Below are 19,161 nucleotides of genomic sequence, written 5' to 3'. Positions count from 1 at the left end.
CCGGCAATCAGCCCAGCCGCTTCCGCAGGACCACCACGGCACCGGCCAGGGCCGCTGCACCCGCCACTGCCCGCCGGGCGGTCCGCCGCCGGCCGTGCCAACCGCCCGTAGTGGAGGCCTTTCCTACGGACTGCGACGCCTCGTGCAGGTTTCCGGAAGTCACGGGGGCGGGCTGCCGCCGGGAAAGCTGGCGGGTGTCCACTTGGCGGGCAGCGGCAGCTTCCACTGTGCCCGGCGTGAACTTGTGCTGCAGGACCAGGAGGCGGCCGCCAAGTCCTCCCGCGACGGTTTCCCGGCGTGGATGGGCTGCGAGCTTCACCACGGCCTTCGCCACCCGCTGCGGCGTGTAGACGGGAGGCATCGCCATGGGGCGGCGGCCGGTGAAGTTGGCGGCATTCTGGTAGAACGGGGTATCAATGGTGGCGGGGAGGACGGTGCACACGTTCACCCCGGTTACGCCCTCGCGGGCCAGTTCCGAGCGCAGGCTGATGCTGAGGGCGCGTACCGCGGCTTTGGAGATGGAATAGGCGGCGGAGTAGGGCAGAGGGGTTTCCGCCACGATGGACGAAACATTGATCAGGATGCCTGAGCCTTGGGCTGCCTGGCGGGTCAGCGCCGCACGCGCGCCATTGACGTAGCCGGTGATGTTGACGTCCAGTACCCGCTGGAAGTCCTTCGGCGGAATCTCGGTCAGCAGGCCGAATACGCCGACCGCTGCGTTGTTGACCCAGACATCCAGGCGCCCGAACTCCTCGACGGCACGGGATGCCAGTTCCTCCATCTTGCCCGCGTCCGTTACGTCGGTGGGGACGGCGAGGGCCTTGGCGCCGCGTTTCCTGCATTCCGCAGCGGCGGCTTCCAGGGATTCCGCTCCGCGGGCTGCCAGGACCAGCCGGGCCCCTTTGTTGGCGAAGCGCAGGGCCGTGGCCCTCCCGATCCCGCTGGACGCACCGGTGATCACCACAACTGAATCCCTAACGCGCATTCCGCCTCCCCTTTTGAACGAAGATCCGAGATAAACACTAAGTAGGCTTAGTGTTCGATGCTACCTACGCTGGGCCGGTGGAACAACGGTCTGGCGCAGGCCGGGGTGAAGAAAGCGGAACTTTCAGAGGAAAGCGGATTTCCCGGTGACGGCCCTGCCCACGATGAGCGAGTTGATCTCGTAGGTGCCCTCGTAGGTGTACAGGATCTCCGCGTCACCGAATAGCTTGCCCATTTCATAGTCGCTGCTGATGCCATTGCCGCCCAGCAGTGAACGGCCCATCGCCACAGAAGCGCGTGCCAAACGTGTGGTGGTTGCTTTGGCCATGGCCGCCTGCGCCATCTCCAGCTTCCCCGCCTCCTGAATACGGGCCAGGTGCGCCATCAGCGCCAACGAGGCCGAAGCGTTGCCCAGGATGTCCGCCAACTGTTGCTGGACCAGCTGGAACCGGGCCAGCTCCTTGCCGAACTGCCGCCTGTCCAGGGCGTAAGCACGGGCGACGTCGAAGGCGGCGAGCTGGATCCCGGCACCTTGCCAGCCAACCCAGGCACGGGAATCCCGGAGCAGCTCGTTGGCCCGGGAAAAGCTCGTTGCTCCGGGCAGCAGGTTGGCTGCGGGGATCCGCACGTCCGCCAGCACGATGTCTGCGTTCTGCATGATCCGCAGGCCGATCTTGTTGGAGATTTTCTTGGCCGTGTAGCCGGGCCTGTCTGTCTCCACGATGAAACCCTTGATTTCCCCGTCCGCCTCGTCACGGGCCCACACGAGCGCGAAATCGGCGATGGTACCGGCCCCGATCCACCGCTTGGCTCCGCTGAGGACCCACTCGCCGCCCTCCCGCCTGGCCGAAGTACCCAGGCCGCCGGCGATGTCAGAGCCATGGTCCGGCTCCGTCAGAGCGAAGGCCCCGAGGTGGCGGAAGGTCTTAAGGCCCGGCAGCCACCGGGCCTTTTGCTCCTCCGACCCCAGCTGGCTGATCATGCCGAGAATCAGCTCATTGTGGATTCCGGCCAGCGCAGACAGGGAGACATCCGCCCGGGCAAGCTCTACGTACATGAGGCCTTTGAAGAGGGTGGAACTGCCGTCCAGCTGAAGGGCGCCGAGGCCATGCTTTCCCATGTCTGCCAGCAGGCCAAAGGGAAACTCCTCGCGGTTCCAGTACTCAATAGAGGGCCGCCGGATGGAGGACTGAAGGAACCGGCGGATGCTGAAGTACCTGTCACGTTCAGCCGGCGGCAGGAGGTCAACGATGTACATCAGGTCAGCGTCCGGAAAGGGCGGAGCTCCGACGTCAGGTGCTGATGGCTGCATCGGCGTAAAACCCCCTCGCTGCCAAACCACTCTGCTGAACCATTGGATGTCCTAGTATATTGCACAGGTCCACCACATAAGTGAGCTGCATCACCTCGCGAAAGGCTGGTTGTGGGTACTCCGCTCTCCCGTGATCCCATCGCTGATGCCCGCCGTCACTGGGAGGAGCACGGCTGGGCGGATGTCGCTGCGCCGATGGCAGCCATCACGGCCATCATGCGGACCCAGCAGATCCTCCTCGCCAGGATCGAACTCATCCTCAAACCATTTGGCCTGACGTTCGCCCGCTATGAGCTGCTCGCGCTGCTGAGCTTCGCCAGGAACGGATCCCTTCCTATGAAGAAGGCGAGCACCCTGCTCCAGGTCCACCCCACATCCATCACCAACGCGGTGGACCGGCTCCAGGCCGCGGGGCTGGTGCGCCGCTCCCCGCATCCCACCGACGGGCGCACCACACTAATTGAGCTCACCGCCGAGGGCCGTACCCTCGTGAAACGTTCGACGGCGGCCCTGAACACCAGGGTTTTCAGGGACCCGGGGTTTGAGCCGGACGATGTGGATCAGCTGATCCGGATCCTGCGGGACTTCCGGCGGAATGCGGGCGATTTCCTCGATTCCTGACCGGGCTTCTGGGCAGGCATTCCTGAAGTGACTTCCTCACTGCAGGATCAGCGTGTTGTTGCCTTGGTACGCTTGACGCGCCTGACGACGAGCAGCACCACAGTGAGTCCCAGGGCGGCATACACGGCGTAATTCAGGAACCGCGAATACTCCTCGATAACGCGGTATTGGGTGCCCAGCAGGTAGCCAAGTCCCAGGAGCGCTCCGTTCCACAGCCCGCTGCCTGCCAGGGTATAGATACTGAACATGCCGAACGGCATGGCGGATGCCCCGGCAGGAAGGGAAATCAGGCTCCGCACGCCTGGAAGCAACCTGCCAAAGAAGATGGACGACCGGCCATGGCGGCGGAACCAGCCCGCCGCGTGCTCAAAGTCCTCCCGGTCCACCAACGGCAGCCGGGACAAGCCACGGATGGAGCGTTCAAATCCAAGCTTGGCACCGAGCCAGTACAGGAAAACTGCACCCAGGTAGGCTCCCAGGGTGCTGGTGATAAAAACCAGAACCAGGTTCAAGGTCCCCTGCCGGGCAAGATAACCGGCTAGCGGCAGGATCACCTCGCTGGGAATGGGTGGCACCACCGTTTCGGCAAGGGTGAAGAGCCCCACTCCCCATTCGCCCAACTGCTCGATGCCCTGCGCGGCTAGCCCCACCAGTCCGGTGAGGTTATCTGTTGAGCCCCCTGCGTCGGCCGCCGTTCCCCACATACAACTCCCCGTCCGCCTTAAAAGTAGGTCTTACCCTGTCTACCTTACGCACCTGCGAAGAGGCTGGGACCAGGATCACCCACGCCCGGCCGGGCCCGGACGTGCATCAACAACCACCGTGGAGCAGAGGAAGCGGGGCGCCTGTCCGGAGCCGCTTTTCCTCAGCGATGCCCGAACTCGGGCTGGCGTTTTTCCGCAAACGCCGCCATCCCTTCCTTCTGGTCCTCGGTGGCGAACAGGGAGTGAAACAGCCTGCGTTCGAAGAGGACCCCCTGGGCAAGCCCGGTTTCAAAGGCGGCGTTTACGGCCTCTTTCGCCACCATGGCCACGGGCTTTGACTTTGCCGCGATCACTTCGGCGGCCTTAATAGCCTCGTCCACAACATCCTCGGCGGGCACTACCCGGGACACCAGGCCGCAGCGGTCAGCTTCCTCTGCGCCGATGAACCTGCCGGTGAGGATCAGGTCCATCGCCTTGGCCTTGCCTACGGCGCGGGTGAGCCGCTGCGATCCTCCCATGCCCGGCAGAACGCCCAGGTTGATCTCCGGCTGCCCGAACTTCGCGTTGTCCCCGGCGATGATGAGGTCACACATCATCGCCAGTTCACAGCCCCCGCCCAAGGCGAACCCCGACACCGCCGCAATCGTGGGTATGCGCAGCCTGGTGAAGTCCTCCCAGCCGCGGAACCAGTCTGCTGCGTACATGTCCATGTAATCCTGGGCCGCCATCTCCTTGATGTCAGCCCCTGCGGCGAAAGCCTTGCCCGAGCCGGTGATGACCACTGCCCCCACCCCCGGATCAGCATCCATGCCGCGCACGGCGGACACGAGCTCCTCCATGGTGGCTTTATTCAGGGCGTTCAGCGCCTGCGGCCGATTCAACGTCACCAGCCCCACCCGGCCCCGTTGCTCCACGAGGATGTTCGTGTATTCCGTCATTCCGGGCTCCCGTCGTCCTGCGCTGCGTGATGTGGTTCCTGCTGTGGTGCCTCGTGCTGAACGCCGGCGGCCTGGTTCCCCGATGGCGCCGCGTTCCCCGGCTTGTCCTGGCGGCCGGACTTGTCCTGGCGGCCGGACTTGTCACGAATATCCGTAATGATGCCGGAAAAGTCCCTGCCGGCGCCGCCTTCCGCGGCAAACGTATCGTAAATTTCCGCAGCCAGCGGTCCAACCCGGGCAGCCACTCCCGTGCTATGAAGCGCGTTGACGGCGAGTTTGAGGTCCTTCGCCATCAATGCTCCGGCGAACCCGGGCTGGTAGTCGCGGTTGGCCGGGCTGGTGGGGACAGGGCCTGGCACCGGGCAGTTGGTGGTGAGCGCCCAGCATTGCCCGGACGCCGCCGACGCCACATCGAACAGCGCTTGGTGGCTCAGCCCCAGCTTCTCTCCGAGCACAAAGGCCTCGCTGACCGCGATCATGGATGCGCCCAGGATCAAGTTGTTGCAGATCTTCGCGGACTGGCCAGCCCCGTGCGCGCCGCAGTGGACCACCCGTTTGCCCATCACCTCCAGCAGCGGCCGAACCGCCTCGAAGTCCTGCGCAGCGCCGCCCACCATAAACGTGAGGGTCCCGGCTTCGGCGCCCACCACGCCGCCGGACACCGGAGCATCCACCGAGCGGTGCCCTGCGTCGATGGCCAGCCTGGCCGCTTCCCGGGCCTCCTCCACATTGATGGTGGAACAGTCCAGGAACATGGTTCCGGGGGCCGCGGCCGCCAGCAGTCCCGGCCCGCCGTCCGTTCCCCGGTAGGCGTCGAGCACGTGCCGGCCGCTAGGGAACATGGTGAGGACCACGTCCGCCCCGGATGCTGCTTCAACTGCGCTGGCTGCGCCTGGAACACCCTGGGTGCGCGCAGCCTCCAGAGCTGCAGGCACCACGTCGAAGCCGGCTACCGTAAACCCCGCCTTCACCAGGTTTACCGCCATGGGCCCGCCCATATGGCCAAGGCCCAGGAAGGCAACGGTGTGGTTTTCAGGCATGATCCGTCTCCTTTAGCTCCAAATCCAGTTCCTTGCTGCCCAGCGGTTCAAAGAAGCGCTCCACCTGCTCCGGCAGCACCCCCGCCAGGGTGGGCGGATTCCAGCGGGGCCTGCGGTCCTTGTCCACCACCTGCGCCCGGATGCCCTCCCGGAAATCCGGCGCTGCCAGGAACCGCAGCCCCACCCGGTACTCCTGCGCGAGGGCTTGATCCAAGGTGAGGCCTGTCACCCGGCGGAGGGAGGCCAGCGTGACCTTCACGGACGTGGGGGACTTCGCCGCGATGGTGTCAGCAGCCCGGGCAGCCTCCGCGGCATCTCGGCCGTCGTTTCCGCTGCGGTAAGAACGGAGCCGGCGGACAATCTCCTCGGCGTCGTTGCAGGAGTAGCAGCTGTCAATCCACTCCCGCTGCCGCGCAAGCGCGGACGCCTGCGGGCCTACCGTGCAGCGCCCGACGGCGGCTTCCGCGGCTTCGGTTTCCAGCGCCACCAGAAGGTCCTCAAGCCTGCCTGACGGAACGTAGTGGTCAGCGAGGCCGAGATGCAGTGCATCCGCCCCGCTCAGGTGTGCACCTGTCAGCGCTGCGTGGGTTCCCGCCTCCCCCGGTCCGCGGGACAACAGAAGGGTCCCGCCGACGTCGGGCGCAAAACCGATGGTGGTCTCCGGCATGCCCATGCGGGTGCGCTCCGTCACCACCCGGACGGAGCCGTGGGCGGAGATCCCCACGCCCCCGCCCAGGACCAACCCGTCCATTAAGGCGACGTAGGGCTTCGGGTAGCGGGCAATCATGGAATTTAGCCGGTACTCCGTTCGCCAAAAGTCCGCCGTCTTCCCGCCGCCCGCGAGCATGTCCTCGTAGATGGCAACTATGTCGCCGCCGGCGCACAGTCCCCGTTCGCCTGCGCCCCGCACCAGGACCGTGGCAACGCCGTCGTCGTCCGCCCACGCGGTGAGCTGCTCCAGAAGCGCGCCCACCATTCCGACGGTCAGTGCGTTGACGGCCCGGGGCCTGTTGAGGGTGATGACCCCCAACCGGCCGCGGCGTTCAAACAGCACCTCGGCATGGTTGTCCGCACCGGTCTTCAGGCTCTCCGTCATCAACTTCCTTCCGGCATCACGAAGCTGGCTCCGTGCCGTATTCCTGAGGGCCACCGCGTGGTGACCGTCTTGGTCTTGGTATAGAAACGGAAGGCGTCCGCGCCGTGCTGGTTCAGGTCGCCGAACCCGGAAGACTTCCAGCCGCCGAACGTGTAGTAGGCGATGGGCACCGGGATGGGGACGTTGATGCCCACCATGCCCACATCAACGCGGCTGGCGAAATCACGGGCTGCATCGCCGTCGCGGGTGAAGATGGCCACGCCGTTGCCAAACTCATTCCTGCTGCACAACTCAAGCGCCTCATCGTAGTCGGCCGCCCGCACCACGCTGAGGACGGGACCGAAGATCTCTTGCCGATAGATGCCCATGTCCGGGGTCACGTGGTCAAAGAGGGTTGGTCCCACCCAGAAACCGCGTTCGTAGCCTTCAACCTTAATGCCGCGGCCGTCGGCCAGCAGGTTGGCGCCCTCGTCCACTCCCGCCTGGATGAGCCCCTCGATGCGCTCCTTGGCGGAGGCGGTCACCACGGGTCCGAAATCCGAGTCATGGTCCAGGCTGTGGCCCACTTTCAGGCCCTTCACACGGTCCTGGAGTTTGGCTACCAACCGATCAGCTGTTTCCTGCCCCACCGGAACGGCCACCGAAACAGCCATGCAGCGCTCCCCCGCGGAGCCGTATCCGGCACCGATGAGGGCGTCCGCGGCCTGGTCCAGGTCTGCGTCCGGCATCACCACCATGTGGTTCTTGGCACCACCAAAGCACTGCGCCCGTTTGCCGAGGGCCGCGGCAGTGGCGTAGATGTAGTGGGCAACAGGAGTGGAGCCCACAAACCCGATGGCTTTGACCCGGGGATCCTCGAGGAGTGCGTCCACCGCTTCCTTGTCGCCGTTGACCACGTTGAACACGCCGTCCGGAACGCCCGCTTCGGAGTACAACTCGGCCAGGCGGAGCGGTACGGAGGGGTCCCTCTCCGAGGGCTTCAAAATGAACGCGTTTCCTGCCGCCAAGGCCGGGCCGGACTTCCAGAGCGGAATCATGGCGGGAAAGTTGAAGGGCGTAATGCCGGCTACGACGCCGAGCGGCTGGCGCAGCGAGTGGATGTCTATCCCGGGTCCGGCTTCTGTGGAGAATTCCCCCTTGAGCAGGTGCGGCGCCCCTGCGGCGAACTCCACTACTTCCAGTCCGCGCTGGATGTCTCCGCTGGCGTCGGCGAGGGTCTTTCCGTGTTCGGAGGACAGCAGCCGCGCCAGTCCGTCCATGTCCTGGTTGACCAAATCCACGAACCGGAGCAGGATCCGGCCCCGGCGCTGGGCGTTCATGGCCGCCCACTCCTCCTGCGCCTTCGCGGCGGCAGCAACCGCGTTGGTCACCTCATCCCGCGCGGCCAACGGCACACGGGCCTGAACAGCCCCCGTGCAGGGGTCGAAGACATCGCCGAAGCGGCCGGAACTGCCGGCCGCATGGTGGCCGCCGACGTAGTGGGAAAGCTCGCGCACCATGGCCGGAAGCTCCTTTGTGTGTGACCCAGGTCATTCCTGGTTGCGAATATACTCGGACTTCCTACTAAACTCCACCGGGCCGGGGAGTGCGCCGGACGCCGCGCGGACGCGTCAGGCGGGGCCTGGCCAGGCTGGTCCGGAGCTTCACCGGTGCTTTACGTGCTGTGGTGCGGCCACGGTAAGTTAGGAGCTGTGAAGATTGCTACCTGGAATGTGAATTCGCTTCGTGCCCGTGCCGACCGTGTGGAGGCCTGGCTGCAGCGCAGTGACTGTGACGTCCTGGCCATCCAGGAAACCAAGTGCAAGGACGAAAACTTCCCGTGGGAACTGTTTGAGCGGATGGGCTACGAGGTGGCCCACTTCGGCGTGAACCAGTGGAACGGCGTGGCCATAGCGTCCCGCGTGGGGCTCGAAGATGTTGAGCGGACGTTCCTTGACCAGCCGTCGTTCGGCAAGGCGGGCACGGACCCCGTCCAGGAAGCCCGGGCCATGGCTGCAACCTGCGCGGGCGTCCGGGTCTGGAGCCTTTACGTCCCCAACGGCCGCTCGCTGGACGACGAACACATGCCGTACAAGCTGAAGTGGCTGGAAAGCCTCAAGACGCATGCACAGGACCTTGTCACGCAGGACCCGGAGGCCCAGGTGGCGCTGATGGGTGACTGGAACATCGCGCCGTTTGACGACGATGTGTGGGACATCGACCTGTTCGTCAACAACAGGTACACCCATGTCAGCCCGCCGGAGCGCGCCGCGTTCCACGCCTTTGAGGCTGCCGGCTTCACCGACGTGGTCCGCCCCTACACGCCGGGCCCCGGCGTGTACACCTACTGGGATTACACGCAGCTGCGCTTCCCCAAGAAGGAAGGCATGCGGATCGACTTCGTACTGGGCTCCCCCGCCCTCGCTTCACGCGTGACCGGCGCTGCCATCGACCGCGAGGAACGCAAGGGCAAGGGTGCGTCGGACCATGCACCCGTACTGGTGGAACTGGCAGACTGATGACAGCATCCTGGACCCATACAAGGAGACCGTGATGACGGGCAACCTCTACCGGGGCCAGGCAGGCCTGCCGTTCTCCTCGACGCTGCGCGTCTACGAACCGCTCCACGCCTTTCCCGAAGAGCAGCGGAAAGCGATCCAGGCCGCCGGCGCGCAAACCGCCTCACGTGCCGCCGTCGAGAATGCGGAACTGCTGGCTTCACTGGGGCGCATTACCCGTTCCGGTGGCGACCCGTTCCCCACCGGGCGGACTGATCTGGTGCGGGTCACCACTGCCCCGGCCTCCGGAGGGGGCACGTCCGACGACGGCGCAGACGCGGAGCCAGAGCTGCTGTACTGTCCCAGCCAATTAGTATTGCGGGCCGGTTTGGCGGCCAACGCGCTGATGGAGGGAATCCACGGCCCGCTGGCTGAACTGTTGATTCCGGAGGAGCAGCGGGACAAGCACCAGGAGCGGATTGACCAGGTGAAGGCCCGTGATGGGTCCGTCCGCGTGCACACCCGGGCGTCCACCTGGGGAATCCCCTTCAGCTGGTTTTCCCTGTTTATGGATTCAGACCATAAGGACGTGGTGGAGGCTGCCGGCAGAATCGTCACGGTCCGGGTATGGGCACCCATCACCGACGCCCTCGAACGTGCCCGCTACGCTGTGGCCAACCTGGCACTGGCGGCACCGGACCTGGACATGCTCGATGATCTGACCCAGCTCACCGAATGGCTTGAGCTCTTCCATGTGAACTCGATGGTAGAGCTTGACTACGGGGCTGTTGCGGACAAGGTTTACCCCGATGATTCACCCATGGACATCAGGCTTGGCATCGAATGCCTGGCCGAGGGCGATATGACCGGCGCCGCTGCAGCGTACCGCCGCCTGGCCTCGCGCTGGATTCCCATCCGGCAGCTGGCCCGCGCTTCCTGACGCTGTCCTTTAATTCCTGGGCACCAGGACTTAGGCCGCGCTAGGACTGGGGCGGCGCCGTCGTCCTTCTGACAATCAGTTCATGGGGCGCGACGGCGGACTGCACGGCTCCTGCATCACCGTCCAGTTCGTCCAGGAGCATCTTGGTGGCAAGTTCGGCCTGTTCGTCAGGCCGCTGCCCCACTGTGGTCAAGCCCATGGCGTCAGCAAAATCATGGTTGTCGATCCCCACCACGGACAGTTCCTCCGGCACGAGGACGCCGAGCCTCGAAGCCTCAAAGATAACGCCCATGGCCATCTCGTCCGATGCGCAGAAGATGGCTGTCGGTTTGCCGCCCGGCTTGGCCCAGAGGCGGCGCAAGGCCTCCTGCCCGCTGCTGACCGTAAAGTCCCCCCATTCGTCCCATTCGGGGCGGGTGGGGAGCCCGGCCGCCGCCATAACGTCCTTGAAAGCAAGGATCCGGACGCGGGGAACATCGAAGTTCAGGTCTGTTTCGTCATCGCCGTGAAGCAGTGCGATGTCCCGGTGGCCGAGATCGATCAGGTGCCGGACGGCGGTGGAGGCGGCGGCGTAATCGTCAATGCCGATGTAGGCGCACTCCTCAACATGGCCGCCCACCACCACCAGCGGGATGTCGATTTTCTGCAGGTGGTCCAGTTCGTCGTGGGACAACGCCATACACAGGACCAGCAGGGCATCGATCTGCTTGTAGACCATGGTCTTGCTGAAGAGCCGCTCACGGTTGCTGCCGTGGCCGCCCAGGTTAAACAGCGAAAGATTGTAGTTTCGGGCGTGCAGTTCCCGGTCCGCGCCTTCGATGGCCTTGGAGAAAAACCAGCGGCTGACAAAAGGGGCAAGTACCCCGATGGTTTTGGTTCGGCCCGTTGCCAGCCCGGAAGCGGAGCTGGAGGCCACGTAGCCCAGGTTCCCGGCGACCTCGAGGATTTTCTGCCGCGTTGCCGGTGATACCCGGGGCAGCCCCCGGACCGCCCGCGAGACCGTGGCGGTGGAAACTCCCGCGGCGGCCGCAACGTCCTCGATGCTGACACCGCTGTGGCCGCCCCGTTGAGACCTTTCACTTGTGCGTGCCACGGTGTCCCCTCATATACTCCCTGCAGGTATCCGCCCTGCTTCGCGCGATAGCCCTGGGCCATAGTATTGTGAGCGCCGGCCCGCATCGCAGTGTTACCTTTGCGCGGTATTTCCTTTGCGCCGTATTTCCTTTGGCGGTGTTTGCTTCCCGCAGTGTTACCCTCGCGCCGGGTGCCCGACGACGGGCGCCGACGACGAAGGAACCACCGGGTGCGCTACCTCCGGTCCGGAAGGCGCCGGCGCAGCCGCACCATTCCGTAGAGTGCGAGCAGCGTGGCCAGAAGACCCAGCGCCCAACCGAGTGCCGGCTGGGCCGTCACTTCCATCCAGACAGTGACGACGAGCAGCACCAGCGCCCAAAAGCCGAGGAACCCGATGATGATGTCAAAGTCCTCACCGGACCTCATTCGACGGCGGTCGCTTCCCGCCCCGGCAGAGCGGGGGCGGGAAGCTGGGCCTGTCACTTGACCGCACCAGCCGTGAGGCCGGCAACGATTTTGCGCTGGAACACGAGGACCAGGATCACCAAAGGAATGGTGACGATGGTGCCCGCGGCCATGATGGCCGTGTAAGGGATCTGGTTGGGCTGTGCGCCGGCGAAGCTGGCAATGGCAACTGTGACTGGTTTCGTTGCCTCATTCGACAGCTGGCTGGCGATCAGGAATTCATTCCACGAGGAGATGAACGCCAGGATGGCCGTGGTGAAGATCGCCGGAGCGGCCAAAGGCATGATTACCTTCCGGAAAGCCTGACCTTGCGTGCAGCCATCAACCCGCGCAGACTCCTCCAGCTCCCAGGGCATTTCCCGGAAGAAAGAGGTCAGCGTGTAAACGGTGAGGGGCAGCACAAACGAGATGTTCGGGATGATGAGCGCCTGGTACGTGCCCATCCAGCCGATGTTGGTGAAGAGCTGGAACAGCGGGGTAATGAGGGCAACGCCCGGGAACATGGACGCCCCCAGGATGAAGCCCAGCACCAGGTACTTGAACCGGAAGTTAAGGCGTGCCAGGGCGTACGCCGCGAACACCCCGATCACCAGCGAGATCACCGTGACCGTGACGCCGATGAAAATACTGTTCAGCAGGGCCTGGCCAAACCGGTTGCCGAAGGAGGTATCGAAGGCCGTGATGAAGTTGTCCAGCGTCACATGGGTAGGCCAGGGCGTCGTGTCGTAGGTAAAGCCCACCTCACGGAAGGCCGTCACCACCATCCAGTACGCGGGAGCCAGGCACCAGACCAGGATGACGGCCGCGCTGACGTACGTGCGCACGCTCGCCCACTTCTCCCGGTTCTGGGCAGCCTTACGTCCCTTGTCCTGCTCCGCCCGCAATGACGTTGAGGCAGTTGTGGTTGTCATTTCTTCCCCTTGCCGGTGGCTCCGCTTTGCTCCACAACGTTCGCGCCCAGGAAGCGGACAAAGATGAACGCCACCAGGAAAATGATGATGAACGTGATGGTGGACAAGGCGGCTGCTGAGTTGAAGCCCTGCCTGATCTGGTTAATTACCAGGATGGACAGCGTGGTGGTGTTATTGGCGCCGCCGGTAAGGATGTACGGAAGGTCGAACATGCGCAGTGCATCCAGGGTGCGGAACAGGATGGCCACCATAAGCGCAGGCTTGACCAGCGGCAGGGTAATCATCCGGAACCGCTGCCATGCCGTGGCGCCGTCCACCTTTGCGGCCTCATAGACCTCGGCAGGGATCATCTGCAGGCCGGCAAGGATGAGCAGCGCCATGAAGGGCGTGGTCTTCCAGGTGTCGGCGATGATCACGGCCCACTTCGCAGGCCATTCGCTGCCCGTCCAGAGGATGGAAACGTTGAACAGCTTGTTGATGATGCCGTTGAAATCGAACATAAAGAGCCACAGCTGGGCTGTAACGGCAGTGGGGATGGCCCACGGAACGAGCACCGCTGCGCGGACCAGGCCACGGCCCTTGAACGTGCGGGCCATAATCATGGCCATCCAGAAACCGAGGACGGTTTCGAAGGCAACGGTGACCACAGTAAAGAGGAAAGTAGTGCCGGTCGCTGACCAGAACTGCCCGCCCAGGGTACCTGGCGGGCAGGCGACGGTACCGCCGCCTTGCGCTGCACACTGCTGCCCCAACCAGTTCACGTAGTTCTGGATGCCTGCCGGGCCGCCTTCCGTGAAGAGGCCGGTAACCGGATCGAGTCCAGCGTCCTTGGTAAAGGACATGACAATCGCACTGATGATCGGATAAACGATCACAATGCCGAGCGCGATGATGGTCGGGGCAAGAAGCCACGTGGCCCACTTGCCCTGACTCAGGATCTTGTTATCTTCGCCTACGCCCTTAGGTCCGTGATGGACCGGGGTGGCGCCCGACGCCGGCTCTTTTACCGGCGTCGGGCCCAATTCGGTAGCCATGGCTTGTTACGATCCTGCGCCGGCGGTCTCGATGGACTTTTGCATGTCGGACAGCGCGTCCTTAGCCGGCTTCTCGCCCTTCAGCGCCGCGTAGGCATTCTCCTGGATGGCCTGCGTGACAGCCGGGTAGAACGGGGTCACCGGGCGGGGAACAGCATTCTCGATGGACGTCTTCAGGACCGGCAGGTAAGGCAGCTTGGCAACCAGTTCCTTGTCCTCATAGAGAGCGCCGAACACCGGAGCCAGGGACCCCTGCGTTGCGAAGAACTTCTGCTGCTCCTCCTCAACAAGGAACTTTACGAAGTCCAGGGCGGTCGCCTTGTGGTCGGAGTAGACGCTGATGGCTGCGCTGTGGCCGCCGAGGGAGGAAGCACCAGGGCCGTTCTTGCCCGGCAGGGCAGCCATACCCAGCACGTCCTTGACCTTAGAGGAACCTTCAGTGGTGGCCAGGTTGTAAACGTAAGGCCAGTTGCGGAGGAACAGCAGCTTGCCTTCCTGGAACGCACGGCGGCTTTCCTCTTCCTGGTAAGTGATCGCCTCAGCGGGAATGTTGCCGTTCTTGAACGCTTCCGCCAGGTTGTTCAGGCCTTCCTCGGCCTCCGCGGTGTTCAGATTCGGCTGGCCCTCGTCGTTCAGGACGGAACCGCCGGCTGAGTTGATGGCTTCCGAAGCGTTGACGGTAAGTCCTTCATACTGCTTGAACTGCCCCGAGTAGCAGCCAATTTTGTTCTCCTTGGCGATAGAGCACATCTGCATCATCTCGTCCCAGGTCTTGGGTGCCTCGGGAACCAGGTCCTTGCGGTAGTAGAGGATGCCGCCATCTGAGGAAACCGGAGCCGCATACAGGGTGTCCTTGTAGGAACCGGCCTTAACGGTGGGTTCCAGCATGCCCGCAGTGTCCACGGCCATCTTGTCCTTGAGGGGCTGGAGCCAGCCCTTGGCAGCGAACTCCGCGGTCCAGACAACGTCAACGCTTGCGACGTCGTAGTCAGCGTTCTTGGCCTGGAAGTTCTGGACGAGGTCGTCGTGCTGCTGGTCCGCCTGGTCAGTCTGTTCCTTGAAGGTGACCTTCTCATCGGGGTGCGCCGCGTTCCACTTCTCAATCAGCGGACGTACCACGTTGCTGTTGTCCTTGCCCTGTACGTAAGTAATGGGACCTCGGCTGTCGAGGTTGGCTTCGGCGTCTCCGCCGCCACCGCCGCCGCCCGTGGCCCCTCCGCCGCCTCCTCCGCCACATGCGGTCAATGTGAGGGCAAGGACGCCGGCAGTGGCAGCCGGAAGTAGGAATCTAGGGGTTTTCATATGCTTGAAGCTCCTCGCTGAGTGACAAGTAGGTCGGCCATGCGCTTGCTGGGTGAGGTTGATGTGGTGACGCTCACACTAGTAAGGTTGCTGCGGGTAATGCAAGCGTTTACATCAAAAAGTTATCTGAGAGGAACCAAATGTCCAACCCGGACGTTCCCGTTCATCAGCCAGCCCGCCAGGAATGGTGGGCGGACGCCGTCGTCTATCAGATCTATCCTCGGTCCTTCGCTGACGGCAACGGCGACGGGATGGGTGACCTTGGAGGCGTGACCGACCGATTGCCCTACCTCCAGCAGCTGGGTGTGCACGCCATCTGGCTCTCGCCGTTCTACAAATCCCCGCAGGCTGACGCGGGATATGACGTGGCCGACTACCGCCAGGTGGACCCGCTCTTCGGGTCGCTCGATGATTTCGACGCGATGTTGCAGGAAGCTCACCAGCGCGGGCTGAAAGTCATCGTTGACCTGGTACCCAACCACACCTCCGACGAGCACGTGTGGTTCCAGGCGGCGCTCGCTTCATCGCCCGGCTCCCCAGAACGGGACCGCTACATGTTCAGGCCGGGCAAGGACGAAGTCCCCGGGTCCGGCGACGGAAACCTCGCCCCGAACAACTGGAAATCGATCTTCGGCGGGTCAGCCTGGAGCCGGATCAATGAGGCTGATGGAGCTCCCGGCGAGTGGTACCTCCACCTTTTCGACACCAAGCAGCCGGACCTCAACTGGGAAAATGCCGAGGTGCACGAGGAGATGCGCTCGGTGCTCCGGTTCTGGCTGGACCGAGGGGTGGATGGCTTCCGTGTAGACGTGGCCCACGGCCTGGTCAAAGAGCCCGGCCTGCCCGATTGGCAAGGCGTTGCCGCAATGGTTGAAGGCACTACGGAAGTGTCCGGGGCAGCGGCGCACCGCCCGGGTGACGCACCGGGAGCCCATACCGACGCTGAGGAGCCCCATCGCGCAGTATCCCCGGTTTATCCGCCCTCACCGTTCTTTGACCAGGAGGGCGTGCACGACGTCTACCGGGACTGGCACCGTGTGCTGGCCGAGTACGACGGCGACCGCATGATGGTGGCCGAAGCCTGGGTAGAGCCGGCGGAACGGCTGGCCCGCTACACGCGACCGGATGAAATGCAGCAGGCCTTCAATTTTGACTTCCTGCTTGCAGGCTGGGATGCGGAGCGCATGGCCGAGTCCATTGAGGTTTCCCTCGCCGCGGCTGCCTCCGTGGGGGCTCCCTGCACGTGGGTGCTGAGCAACCACGACACCGTCCGCCACACCACGCGGTTCGGCCTCAAGGACCCCACAACCTTCCCGAAGGGACTTGCCGCGGACGATGAACAGCCCGACGCCGCCCTGGGGCTGGCCCGTGCCAGGGCCGCGACATTGATTTCACTGGCCCTGCCGGGCAGCGCTTACTTGTACCAGGGAGAGGAGCTGGGGCTTCCGGAGCACACCACCCTTCCGGCCAAGGAGCGGCAGGACCCAACGTTTTCCCGAACGCGGGGGGCAGAGATCGGCCGTGACGGCTGCCGCGTCCCCTTGCCGTGGACCAAGGAGCTGCCGGGTTACGGCTTTTCGGCGGCACGGGACGGCGGGGCTTCGCAGCCCTGGCTCCCCCAGCCGGAGAGTTTCGGCCCTTTGGCAGCGGACCAGCAGGAAGGAGTGGGAGGCTCTACCCTGGAGCTTTATCGGGCTGCCCTTGCCTTCCGCTCCGCCCGACGGCTGGGCGCAGGCTCCGTTGCCTGGACTGAGTTCCACGCGCCGGACAGCGGGGTGCTGGCCTTCCATAACGGGGACGTCCTGGTGCTGGGCAACCTTGGGTTCGCCTCCGCCCCGGTGCCGGATGGGTATTCGGTGGTTCTCTCCAGTGGCCCTGAGCCTGCAGCCGAGTGGGCCGACATGCGTGAAGTGCCCGTTGACTGTACCGTCTACCTCACGAAGGGCTAAAAGGCCCGGCGGTCAGCGGACGCGCTCAGCCCTGCTGAAGCGCGTCCGCGCCCCTGCCCCGATATGGATCAGCACCGGAATCTTTTTCCCGACCACCCTCTCCAGTGCCGCCACCAGGGCGTACACCTCGTCTGCGAGCAGATGCGGAGCCACGCCCTGGCGCGGCAGGAGGCGCACTTTCAGGGCCGGTCTGCCTTTGACGTCATAGGTGGTCACGGTGGCACCCGCTAAATCGGGACGGTTCGCGAGGGCGTGCTTCAGCGCCTGCTCCGCCACTCCTCCGCCGATCCGGACGTCGCCCGGGACCTCCCCGGGATCGTATTCGAGGGCCAGCAGGTTCGCCCGGCCCTTGCCCTGCTGGGCAACCCAGGCCACCATAAGTCCGATCAGCACCAGCAGGGCCAGCGCCACCAGGATCCATAGCCAGCTTTCAGTGCGGCCAGGGAACCTGGTGGCGTTGAAGGCCTGGTTGACCCCGTTCCATACTCCGGGGGACCAAGCCTGCCACCAGGAAGCCACGGCCGGGACGGCGGCCAGCAACATCAGCAGGACGCCCACAGCAAGCAGCATCAGGCCCAGGACCGCAATCAGGATCCGGTTGAGAAGGGTGGGGGTACTGTTCACGCGCCGATCACTCCCGAGGGCGCCACGTTGACCTGCACCTCAGGTGAAGGATCCAGTGCCATGCCGCCGAGCTCGCTTTGGACGGCAGCGAGCACGGCATCCTGGTTCACTGGAACTCCTGAGGTGGGCCGGACATTCACCACTACCTGCCGTTGCGAGACGACCACCATGACCTGTTCGGGTGTGACGTTCGCGGCAAGCCGGGCACGGCGTGCGAGCGAGGAAGCGATCACTTCATCGTCCACCACCAGGGCGGGGGCACCGGCATTTGCGCCGCCGCCCACAAGATGCCGTGCCCGGCGCCCGGGCAGGACTCCGTTGAGGAAAAAAACCAGGCCGAACATGGCCAGCACTGCTCCGATGGCGCCCAGCAGCAGCGGCGAAATTCCTGCGGGCAGGGCCACCAGCCGTTCAGCTGCCACCTGCGGCTCAATCAGCCAGGCCGGCTGTCCGAATGCATGGACAGCAGCTTCGAGGAGCCCGTAGGCAGCAAGCACAATGACAAGGGCCGCCGCAGCAATAGCCACCACTGCACGTGAGGAATGGGTCTCCCGGTGCAGGATCCGGCCCATATCCGGGCCCTGGCTTTCCATTTGCCGGCTCATTGCACGCGTCCCCCTTCGCTGATCCTCGCTCCGCTGATCCTGATGTCCACCCGGCTCAGCCGTGCCCCGCTCAGCTCTGTCACCATGGCGAGGATGCGGGCCTTTGCCCTCACAGTGCGGTCCCAGATGGAGCCCCCGCTGCCCTCCACCTGCGCGGGGTCCAGCACCACGGCATTCAAAGGGGGGATGCTGATGGGTGTGACGAGGGACAGCGCCAGCATGCCGTCGTCGTCCGCCCAGTCAGCCCGGACATCCTCTGCATCCACTCCCAGGAATTCGGCAGCCGCGGCTTTGGCGAGGCTCGTCAGGGCCTGCGTGCTGATGCGGTTGTGGCCGCTCAGCTCCTGGCCCCGGATGGCCGGGGCGGTGGAATTCATGAGGACGAACGCCGGCCAATGATGGCGTCCAGGACGCCGCGAAGGTCAAGTTTCCCTTCCGCGGCCCGGCCCAGGAGTGCCCCAATGGCCATAAACAGCAGGGATATCAGAAAGCCCCACAAACCGAACTGCAGGGACATAAAGGCGACGAACGCACCCATCGCGGTGCCGGCTACGGTGAGGTTCACAGCAGCGCCTCCCTTTCGGCGGATCCGGCCGTGGGCTTGACCGGAGGCAGCACATAGACGTCCGTGACCTCCACGTTCACCTCGATCACCTGCAGGCCCACGAGTTCCTCCACCGCCCGGTAAACGGCCGCCCGGACCTCGTTGGCCAGTGAGTGCAGGGGTGTTCCGTAGCTCGCCACCAGGCTGATATCCACTGCAACCTGGGTCTCACCGACCTCGGCACGCACGCCGGCGGCATGGTCCGAGCTGCCCACGGCGTCGCGGATGGCGCCGAGTGCACGTGACGGTCCGGAGCCGAGGGAGTAGACCCCGGGGACGGCACGGGCGGCAATTCCGGCCACCTTGGCTACTGCAGTTTCAGAGATCACTGTGCGGCCATGACCCGGCACTGGCACAGGAACCGGGACGGCACGGCTCTGGATCCCCTGGCCGGGTTGTGGGTTCTGGTATTCCATCAGGCACTCCCCCTTCTGTTGATCCCAACCCTATCCCCTGGCTGTGACTTAACGGCAGCAGGCAG

General features: G+C 64.5%; 21 protein-coding genes. 4 read left to right on the top strand and 17 right to left on the bottom strand.

Annotation, left to right across the window (positions count from 1 at the left end; translation table 11 throughout):
• Window positions 1-7 precede the first annotated feature (7 nt).
• Together M1E07_RS03830 and M1E07_RS03825 are read right to left on the bottom strand one after the other, a co-directional pair.
• Window positions 8-985 (bottom strand): SDR family oxidoreductase, encoded by a 978-nt coding sequence (locus M1E07_RS03830; RefSeq protein ID WP_461188966.1) that lies wholly within the window; start codon window positions 983-985, stop codon window positions 8-10.
• A 123-nt stretch (window positions 986-1,108) separates the two neighbouring features.
• Window positions 1,109-2,296, bottom strand: coding sequence for an acyl-CoA dehydrogenase family protein (locus tag M1E07_RS03825; protein WP_461188965.1), 1,188 nt, complete (start codon window positions 2,294-2,296; stop codon window positions 1,109-1,111).
• A 111-nt stretch (window positions 2,297-2,407) separates the two neighbouring features.
• Here M1E07_RS03825 and M1E07_RS03820 point away from each other — a divergent pair, with 111 nt between their 5' ends.
• The gene (locus M1E07_RS03820; RefSeq protein ID WP_461188964.1) at window positions 2,408-2,917 is read left to right on the top strand and encodes a MarR family winged helix-turn-helix transcriptional regulator; all 510 of its coding nucleotides are present in this window, start codon (window positions 2,408-2,410) and stop codon (window positions 2,915-2,917) included.
• A gap of 47 nt (window positions 2,918-2,964) precedes the next feature.
• On the opposite strand, the gene M1E07_RS03815 is transcribed toward M1E07_RS03820, so the two are convergent.
• The 5 genes from M1E07_RS03815 to M1E07_RS03795 form a co-directional block, all read right to left on the bottom strand.
• The gene (locus tag M1E07_RS03815; protein WP_461188963.1) at window positions 2,965-3,621 is read right to left on the bottom strand and encodes a DedA family protein; all 657 of its coding nucleotides are present in this window, start codon (window positions 3,619-3,621) and stop codon (window positions 2,965-2,967) included.
• A 161-nt stretch (window positions 3,622-3,782) separates the two neighbouring features.
• Window positions 3,783-4,559: an enoyl-CoA hydratase gene (locus M1E07_RS03810; RefSeq protein WP_461188962.1), complete on the bottom strand. Its 777-nt coding sequence runs from the start codon at window positions 4,557-4,559 to the stop codon at window positions 3,783-3,785.
• On the bottom strand, window positions 4,556-5,599 hold the full coding sequence (gene mmsB, locus M1E07_RS03805; RefSeq protein WP_461188961.1) for a 3-hydroxyisobutyrate dehydrogenase: 1,044 nt from the start codon (window positions 5,597-5,599) through the stop codon (window positions 4,556-4,558). The genes M1E07_RS03810 and mmsB overlap by 4 nt, the downstream gene beginning before the upstream one ends.
• On the bottom strand, window positions 5,592-6,695 hold the full coding sequence (locus M1E07_RS03800) for an enoyl-CoA hydratase/isomerase family protein (protein WP_461188960.1): 1,104 nt from the start codon (window positions 6,693-6,695) through the stop codon (window positions 5,592-5,594). Before M1E07_RS03800 ends, mmsB begins: the two co-directional genes overlap by 8 nt.
• Entirely contained in the window at window positions 6,695-8,194 is a 1,500-nt protein-coding gene (locus M1E07_RS03795; protein ID WP_461188959.1) for a CoA-acylating methylmalonate-semialdehyde dehydrogenase, read from the bottom strand. The genes M1E07_RS03800 and M1E07_RS03795 overlap by 1 nt, the downstream gene beginning before the upstream one ends.
• Window positions 8,195-8,386: 192 nt before the next feature.
• Here M1E07_RS03795 and M1E07_RS03790 point away from each other — a divergent pair, with 192 nt between their 5' ends.
• Window positions 8,387-9,193, top strand: coding sequence for an exodeoxyribonuclease III (locus M1E07_RS03790; protein WP_461188958.1), 807 nt, complete (start codon window positions 8,387-8,389; stop codon window positions 9,191-9,193).
• Between the two features lie 34 nt (window positions 9,194-9,227).
• Window positions 9,228-10,112 carry a hypothetical protein gene (locus M1E07_RS03785; RefSeq protein ID WP_461188957.1) on the top strand — a complete coding sequence of 295 codons (885 nt, stop codon included), beginning with the start codon at window positions 9,228-9,230 and terminating at the stop codon, window positions 10,110-10,112.
• Window positions 10,113-10,152: 40 nt separating this feature from the next.
• Here the strand turns inward: M1E07_RS03785 and M1E07_RS03780 are convergent, their stop codons facing one another.
• The 5 genes from M1E07_RS03780 to M1E07_RS03760 all read right to left on the bottom strand — a co-directional run bounded on the left by M1E07_RS03780 (window position 10,153) and on the right by M1E07_RS03760 (window position 14,898).
• Complete coding sequence (locus M1E07_RS03780; RefSeq protein WP_461188956.1) at window positions 10,153-11,205, bottom strand: LacI family DNA-binding transcriptional regulator; 1,053 nt, start codon at window positions 11,203-11,205, stop codon at window positions 10,153-10,155.
• 215 nt (window positions 11,206-11,420) lie between these two features.
• Entirely contained in the window at window positions 11,421-11,669 is a 249-nt protein-coding gene (locus M1E07_RS03775; RefSeq protein WP_461188955.1) for a hypothetical protein, read from the bottom strand.
• On the bottom strand, window positions 11,666-12,562 hold the full coding sequence (locus M1E07_RS03770) for a carbohydrate ABC transporter permease (protein ID WP_461188954.1): 897 nt from the start codon (window positions 12,560-12,562) through the stop codon (window positions 11,666-11,668). Before M1E07_RS03770 ends, M1E07_RS03775 begins: the two co-directional genes overlap by 4 nt.
• Entirely contained in the window at window positions 12,559-13,596 is a 1,038-nt protein-coding gene (locus tag M1E07_RS03765; RefSeq protein ID WP_461188953.1) for a carbohydrate ABC transporter permease, read from the bottom strand. The genes M1E07_RS03770 and M1E07_RS03765 overlap by 4 nt, the downstream gene beginning before the upstream one ends.
• A 6-nt stretch (window positions 13,597-13,602) precedes the next feature.
• Window positions 13,603-14,898, bottom strand: coding sequence for an ABC transporter substrate-binding protein (locus M1E07_RS03760; RefSeq protein ID WP_461188952.1), 1,296 nt, complete (start codon window positions 14,896-14,898; stop codon window positions 13,603-13,605).
• 140 nt (window positions 14,899-15,038) lie between these two features.
• Between M1E07_RS03760 and M1E07_RS03755 the strand changes: the two genes are divergently transcribed.
• Entirely contained in the window at window positions 15,039-16,847 is a 1,809-nt protein-coding gene (locus M1E07_RS03755; protein ID WP_461188951.1) for a glycoside hydrolase family 13 protein, read from the top strand.
• Window positions 16,848-16,859: 12 nt separating this feature from the next.
• On the opposite strand, the gene M1E07_RS03750 is transcribed toward M1E07_RS03755, so the two are convergent.
• The 5 genes from M1E07_RS03750 to M1E07_RS03730 are packed head-to-tail and all read right to left on the bottom strand — an operon-like array spanning window position 16,860 to window position 19,096.
• Window positions 16,860-17,471 (bottom strand): hypothetical protein, encoded by a 612-nt coding sequence (locus M1E07_RS03750; RefSeq protein ID WP_461188950.1) that lies wholly within the window; start codon window positions 17,469-17,471, stop codon window positions 16,860-16,862.
• On the bottom strand, window positions 17,468-18,064 hold the full coding sequence (locus tag M1E07_RS03745; protein ID WP_461188949.1) for a hypothetical protein: 597 nt from the start codon (window positions 18,062-18,064) through the stop codon (window positions 17,468-17,470). The genes M1E07_RS03750 and M1E07_RS03745 overlap by 4 nt, the downstream gene beginning before the upstream one ends.
• Window positions 18,065-18,072: 8 nt before the next feature.
• On the bottom strand, window positions 18,073-18,453 hold the full coding sequence (locus tag M1E07_RS03740; protein WP_461188948.1) for a hypothetical protein: 381 nt from the start codon (window positions 18,451-18,453) through the stop codon (window positions 18,073-18,075).
• Window positions 18,450-18,641, bottom strand: coding sequence for a hypothetical protein (locus M1E07_RS03735; protein WP_159823958.1), 192 nt, complete (start codon window positions 18,639-18,641; stop codon window positions 18,450-18,452). Before M1E07_RS03735 ends, M1E07_RS03740 begins: the two co-directional genes overlap by 4 nt.
• Window positions 18,638-19,096, bottom strand: a complete 459-nt coding sequence (locus M1E07_RS03730; protein ID WP_461188947.1) for an Asp23/Gls24 family envelope stress response protein — start codon at window positions 19,094-19,096, stop codon at window positions 18,638-18,640. The genes M1E07_RS03735 and M1E07_RS03730 overlap by 4 nt, the downstream gene beginning before the upstream one ends.
• Between the last annotated feature and the right edge of the window lie 65 nt (window positions 19,097-19,161).

This window comes from Arthrobacter sp. Z4-13 (assembly GCF_054792705.1).
This window is presented reverse-complemented; position numbering and strand designations above follow the sequence as displayed.